Annotated in this window: 1 protein-coding gene; it reads left to right on the top strand. The window is 65.9% G+C overall.

What is annotated here, in order from left to right:
• A partial coding sequence (locus tag QD356_RS17765) for an Ig-like domain-containing protein (RefSeq protein WP_279878496.1) occupies nt 1-317 on the top strand: 317 nt, incomplete at both ends.

Here is a 317-nt window from a genome sequence, read left to right as displayed (position 1 = left end):
GACACCACGCCGACCATCGTCGGTACCACCGATGCCGAAGACGGCAGCACCGTCACGCTGGTCATCACCGACAGCGATGGTAACGAGCAGACCGTCACCGCGACTGTGGAGAACGGCACCTACAGCGTCGACGCCGAAACACCGTTGAGCGAAGGCGAGTACAGCGTCGAAGCCTCGGTCACCGACCCGGCCGGCAACACCGCGACCAGCAATGACGTGGGCGAGATCGACGCCAGCGCACCGGCGCTGACCGTCGATGCCCCGGCACTGACCTCCGACACCACGCCGACCATCGTCGGTACCACCGATGCCGAAGA

The sequence above is a fragment of the Cobetia sp. 2AS genome (genome assembly GCF_029846355.1).
GTDB classification, from domain to species: Bacteria; Pseudomonadota; Gammaproteobacteria; order Pseudomonadales; family Halomonadaceae; genus Cobetia; species Cobetia amphilecti.
This window is presented reverse-complemented; position numbering and strand designations above follow the sequence as displayed.